Source organism: Psychrobacillus sp. OK032 (assembly GCF_900111345.1).
In the GTDB taxonomy this organism is placed as follows: Bacteria; Bacillota; Bacilli; order Bacillales_A; family Planococcaceae; genus Psychrobacillus.
The window spans coordinates 1-5143 of record NZ_FOGY01000028.1; the positions used below are offsets into that span (position 1 = coordinate 1).

Below are 5143 nucleotides of genomic sequence, written 5' to 3' on the forward strand. Positions count from 1 at the left end.
TAGTAGATTAGTTGATTATGTGTAACAGTTCACACTGTATGATCGAAATCTACTCGTTGTTTTGGGCGTAAAAATAGACCATCGAATGATGATCTGTTTTTACTAAAGCACCCGTTAGTTGAATAACATATTACCCGCTATGAATTTCAAAGCAAAAACATCCAAATGGTAAATGTTCTTCATTTAACTCCATTTCTGATTTTGCTATTTTCATCATCCTAGGTAAAATATCCCTTAAAGAGTCCTTATATTCTTCAAGTGCCTTTTGATATGAAACAATATCGTTATGTTTACATAATGGATATAATATGGCACCTAGCTTCACATCATTAAGTGCTCTAGGGGTATCTATTGGTTCAAGACAATCTAAGATATGCATCTCTTGGTCTTTCTCATCAAACCAATCTCTACATTCTATATAAAACATGAATTCCTCGAATTCAATTTGCATATCTACTTCCTCATTTATATAGAATGGTGTAATCCTAATGTATTCGGTAGTTGAATCAGAACTAATAATCTCATCTAATATTCCTTTTAACTCAGTAATGGTTGGGTAACGTCTATATTTTCCATTGTAGTAAACAGTGTTATTGTAAACTATTTCGTTAATTTCCCCTTTATCTTTCCCTATTATTTTCATCGCCTCCTTTATTACATATTTAAGCCCACTTCTTATTGAAGTAAAGCACCCGTTAGTTCAATAACAATTTAATCTATCGTTTAAAAGTCCTTTAAAACGCTGCCGTTCTTCTTTGTCCCTTAGCAATTTTCTAACCATTTTCCTCGATGAAAAATATCGCCTAATTTCTTTATCTCCTTCTACCAATTTTAGTATAGATGGTTCAGTAAACATTAGTTCTTGGAACCAGTATTTTTCCTTAACTAAGCTTATATTAACTTCAGTCTTTTCTTCTTTTGAAAGGGTGATGTACTTTACATAAGAAAAAGTATCTTTAATCATTCCCCAAATTGCTTCTTCGTTGGTCTTCATTTAATTCCCTCGTTTTATATTTTTGTTGTTCAACTAACCTGCCCCTTTAGTTCAATAAGAAATAGCAATCTTTACAGGCAGCCACTTGTATAACTAAAGTACCCGTTAGTTTAAGTGCAATTTTTCACAATATAACAAGTAAAGATAAATTAACTTTTATCATCTTTAATCAACAAAAAAGATAATAAGTCCTATATAAGTAAAAACACTTGAAAAAAATAACACACCAAAAACTATTCCTTTTATCGCTTTATAATAATTCCGTATCAAATAGAGTAAGAGTATTCCAAAAACAATTGAAATATCTTTACCTGCGTTACCAAAAATATCAATTAATAAATCACTTTCCATAGAACCCACTACTAGACCATTTAAAACAAACAAGGATAAAAAGCATAAGAAAATTTGCATACGAACACCTCCTCTTCCATTTGTGTTATTCAACTAACCTGCCGCGTTAGTTTAAGTGTAACATTTCACAATGGATCGCCGAAATCTACTTGATGTTTTGGACGTAAAAATAGACCATCGAAATGATGGTCTTGTTTAACTAAAGCACCCGTTAGTTTAAATCCATCTGTCTAATGTCCATCCTTCAGCCAATCTCTGTTTAAGTAAGGTGTCATTCCAAATCCCCCAAGGTGATAGTTGCTTTTGTTCCTCAGAAAGTCTCTCTACGTTTTCTCTATACCAAGTATCATAGTCAATGATATGCCAACAAATCAACTCACCATTTACCATATGTTCACTTCTAAATTTTATAGGTAATTTAAAATCTTGTGGAATTGGATAATTACCCTTTTTAGTTACTAGCTTTTGATTTAGTGCAGTACCTAAAGGAAAATGAATAAGATATAATTCCTTCTTTTCCACTAATTCATCATTTATAACATAACCCTCCTCAAATAAAGAGGGTAATATACGGATTAACTCTCCAATGGTCTCGTCTTTATGAACATATTGAAATAACCCTATTCCATTTGATGTAACTATCTCAAAAACATCACCAATTTTTAATCGTACCACTCAAATCATTCCCTAGTATTTTTCTGTATTTTAACATAAGTCTTATTGCACTAACCTGCTTCGTTAGTTCAATAAGAGAAAGCTACCATTACAGGCAGCCACTTGTTGAACTAAAGCACCCGTTAGTGAAATAAGGAATATATGTAACTACTTTTAATTATTATCCATAGTTAATTGTTCGAGGGTTTTCCATTCAACAATTTTTTCACTTTCATTCCCGTTAATACTAAAACTGATTTTTATTCTTCGTTCACTATCTTCTTTTACTTCTTCTCCTAATACTAATTTAAGTACAATTTTTCCCTCACCATTTATCTCTAATTCTTCTTTATTTTTCAATTCCCCTACATCTGGTTCACCATATATCCCTTATGACTTTAATGGGTCTGCACCAAGGACTTCATATTTTATACTATCTTCATCGTATGTAATAGGCTTCTCATCCCTTTTAATCAACTCTATCGACTTTACCATTACAGGTGAATCACCTGTCCAATTAATTCGGACGGGACGTGTGAACCTACTAAAAGCCCGTCAATTCAACGATGTATATTTGATGAATAATATAAGGGTGGAAGAAAAGAAGAAGAAGTGAGATTCCGTAAAGGTTTGACCGGAGAAGGTTATATGTCCATTCAATAAAATATATTTTTCATACTCTATATAAAAATGTTAATTATATAGGAGGAGAATTAGTTTGGAATTCAAAAAAACTAAACTATTTAGCGGTAATGAAAAAAAAAGAAAAAGTAAGGTTAAAGAAAGACAAAGTAATGTAAAAGAAAAAATAAGTAGTGCAAGAGAAAAAATAAGTAGTGCAAATGAAAAAATAAGTAATGTAAAAGAAAAAATAAGTAGTGCAAAAGAAAGACAAAGTAATGTAAAAGAAAAAAAGGAGGAAGATTATGAATTAATTGTAAAAAATAAAGATAAAAAAGATATAAAGGTAAGTATTATTATGCCTTCATACAATAAATACGAATATGTTTCTTTATCGCTATATTGCTTATTGGGACAAACATTTGATTTTTCTAGTTTTGAAGTTATCTTAGTTGACGATTGTTCCTCTGACAATACTTCTCATATTCCTAAAGAATTCGATCCACCCTTTAAGTTTAAATATGTGCGTCCAAGCAAAAACCAAGGTCGGTCACGCGTACGTAACTTAGGCATCCAACTTGCGGAAGGAGAAGTAATAATCTTTCTAGATGCGGAAATGCTCACTGAGCCTAACTTCATTGAAAATCATTATAAACACCACATTAATGATAAGAATATAGTAGTAAGTGGTGCGATGCACTATAGAGGTATTTATACCTTTCTGACTTCCGATTTCAATAGTAAACAGTGGGAACACATAGATGATTTTGTTCCCCGTGATCCATATTTCAGATTCTTATATAATGAATATAAACAAAATCACCAAAACTCTAATCAGTTATTCCCACTCATCACTAAGAAGGATATAGATAATAATTCCTTTCAAAATTTATCATTTCCGAATTGGTATTTCACCAAGGAGCTTAACAATGGATTAAGCGATTTTGGATTAGATCTAAGTAATTATACGCTTCCTTATATTGCGTTTTTAACAGGGGACGTATCAGTCAATAGAGAAATGCTGGATAAGGTAGGGTATTTTGATGAATCATTTCGAGGGTATGGGGCAGAAGATTGGGAGCTTGGATATCGCTTGTACAAAAATGGTGCCCGCTTTTTATTAGATTCTTCAACATTTTGCTATCATCAGGAACACCCAACATCTTCAAATAACTTTCCAGAAGCAATGGGTAATTTACTTCATTTCATGAAAAAGTTCCCTAATTTCGATGTTCTAGCTTTAGCCTTAGAACATAAACCAGCTCTAAGTTTCACTCAAATTCATTATGTGGTCTCTCAATACAATGAACTATGCGAAATACATCCATTTGAATACCGAGAATTTAAACAATTATTCCATACCATGCTTATTAAACTGGTAGAGAATTTGAGAGATAGTAAGCCAATATCAAAACTCCATGACTGCAACTCTTCTTCGGAAGTGAAAATATCGAAACAATTAAATGAAATAAAAAAGCTTCGATTGTATGCACTTACTAATTCTTTTGAAGCACTCTCAGAAAACAAATGGAGAAACAGCTAGGAGGGGTGCCGCTTTCATATATATTCTCAATAAGAAAGTCAAGTTCATTCCAAATTCTCAAGTTTAATGCAGGATTATAAATTTCTTTATGCTATTTTTATCAAAAATCCCTCCGATAGGAAACCATTAATACGCGGTTATTTTTGCCAAAAAAATCACTGCGTGTAAATGGGCACTCTCTTTCAACTCTCGATATTAGATATTACATTCCTTGAAAACCTAACAAATCCTGTGCAACAAACGGGCCAGTAGAACCCCCAAAACTTTGTTCAAATATCGGTACTAGAACAGAAAAAATCAATATGGCTGTTATTATGACTCTTTTTTTGGTGACTTTCAAAATTTCCTAACCTCCTCTTCTTAAATATAAATAATTTACACCGTCTATTTCATCTGAAGTTGGCTTGAACACAGTCCGACCGTCATTATCATACATAAGCTTATTTGGACCACTTACATGACCAAGTCCTAAAGCATATCCAATTTCATGAGAGAGTACACCCATGTTTTTCGTGACTATAATTTGTTGCTCTCCCTGACCACCCTACATCACCATAATATCCACCGTTAACTACAATTTTAGCGTCTCCTTTTGTATAACCTATGACTTATTACCTTCAAGCAATAAGTTGCATTAGAATCGATTCTCCAGAGCCATTTTTAATGACTGTCTTGTAATTCTGAAAAAAGTGGACTTATTCAGTTTCCTTTTTCCACAATCTGGCCCGATTGTGGAATAACATGACTGGAGTTTTATAAACAACATTATTATCTCTGTACACGTATTTTGCACAAGTTTTAATCAAAATACGAGGTTTCAGTGTTTATTTCTATTCATTATATTAAAATAGATTGATTATTTCGGAAAGCGAATCTTCAACTAATCGTTAGTAATAGGTAAGCATTTGAGGTTATCGCCAGCTTTTCCCCTACTCCACACGGAACGTGCCAGTTTCCAAGCATTCCGCGTTCCATCTAGC

At 32.6% G+C, this 5143-nt stretch carries 8 protein-coding genes; 1 reads left to right on the plus strand and 7 read right to left on the minus strand.

The genetic code is table 11. The annotated features are described in order from the left end of the window. Positions 1 to 130: 130 nt before the first annotated feature. The 5 genes from BMZ04_RS21615 to BMZ04_RS21635 form a co-directional block, all read right to left on the minus strand. Positions 131 to 643, minus strand: coding sequence for a hypothetical protein (locus BMZ04_RS21615; RefSeq protein WP_093277760.1), 513 nt, complete (start codon positions 641 to 643; stop codon positions 131 to 133). A 57-nt stretch (positions 644 to 700) separates the two neighbouring features. Then, complete coding sequence (locus tag BMZ04_RS21620; RefSeq protein ID WP_093277765.1) at positions 701 to 994, minus strand: hypothetical protein; 294 nt, start codon at positions 992 to 994, stop codon at positions 701 to 703. 165 nt (positions 995 to 1159) lie between these two features. Further along, positions 1160 to 1405, minus strand: coding sequence for a hypothetical protein (locus BMZ04_RS21625; protein WP_093277768.1), 246 nt, complete (start codon positions 1403 to 1405; stop codon positions 1160 to 1162). Between the two features lie 156 nt (positions 1406 to 1561). Further along, complete coding sequence (locus BMZ04_RS21630) at positions 1562 to 2020, minus strand: hypothetical protein (protein WP_093277772.1); 459 nt, start codon at positions 2018 to 2020, stop codon at positions 1562 to 1564. Between the two features lie 153 nt (positions 2021 to 2173). Further along, positions 2174 to 2359 (minus strand): hypothetical protein, encoded by a 186-nt coding sequence (locus BMZ04_RS21635; protein WP_093277776.1) that lies wholly within the window; start codon positions 2357 to 2359, stop codon positions 2174 to 2176. 358 nt (positions 2360 to 2717) lie between these two features. On the opposite strand from BMZ04_RS21635, the gene BMZ04_RS21640 reads away from it, so the two are divergent. Continuing rightward, positions 2718 to 4163, plus strand: coding sequence for a glycosyltransferase family 2 protein (locus BMZ04_RS21640; protein ID WP_093277780.1), 1446 nt, complete (start codon positions 2718 to 2720; stop codon positions 4161 to 4163). Positions 4164 to 4365: 202 nt separating this feature from the next. On the opposite strand, the gene BMZ04_RS22585 is transcribed toward BMZ04_RS21640, so the two are convergent. Together BMZ04_RS22585 and BMZ04_RS21645 are read right to left on the minus strand one after the other, a co-directional pair. Next, positions 4366 to 4503, minus strand: coding sequence for a hypothetical protein (locus BMZ04_RS22585; protein ID WP_177184549.1), 138 nt, complete (start codon positions 4501 to 4503; stop codon positions 4366 to 4368). A gap of 6 nt (positions 4504 to 4509) precedes the next feature. Further along, positions 4510 to 4668, minus strand: a complete 159-nt coding sequence (locus tag BMZ04_RS21645) for a matrixin family metalloprotease (RefSeq protein ID WP_177184550.1) — start codon at positions 4666 to 4668, stop codon at positions 4510 to 4512. Between the last annotated feature and the right edge of the window lie 475 nt (positions 4669 to 5143).

What these genes read in the sequence shown, in the direction of transcription:
- BMZ04_RS21615 (WP_093277760.1), bottom strand. Translation starts at nt 643, where the DNA reads ATGAAAATAATAGGGAAAGATAAAGGGGAAATTAACGAAATAGTTTAC.
- BMZ04_RS21620 (WP_093277765.1), bottom strand. Translation starts at nt 994, where the DNA reads ATGAAGACCAACGAAGAAGCAATTTGGGGAATGATTAAAGATACTTTT.
- BMZ04_RS21625 (WP_093277768.1), bottom strand. Translation starts at nt 1,405, where the DNA reads ATGCAAATTTTCTTATGCTTTTTATCCTTGTTTGTTTTAAATGGTCTA.
- BMZ04_RS21645 (WP_177184550.1), bottom strand. Translation starts at nt 4,668, where the DNA reads ATGGGTGTACTCTCTCATGAAATTGGATATGCTTTAGGACTTGGTCAT.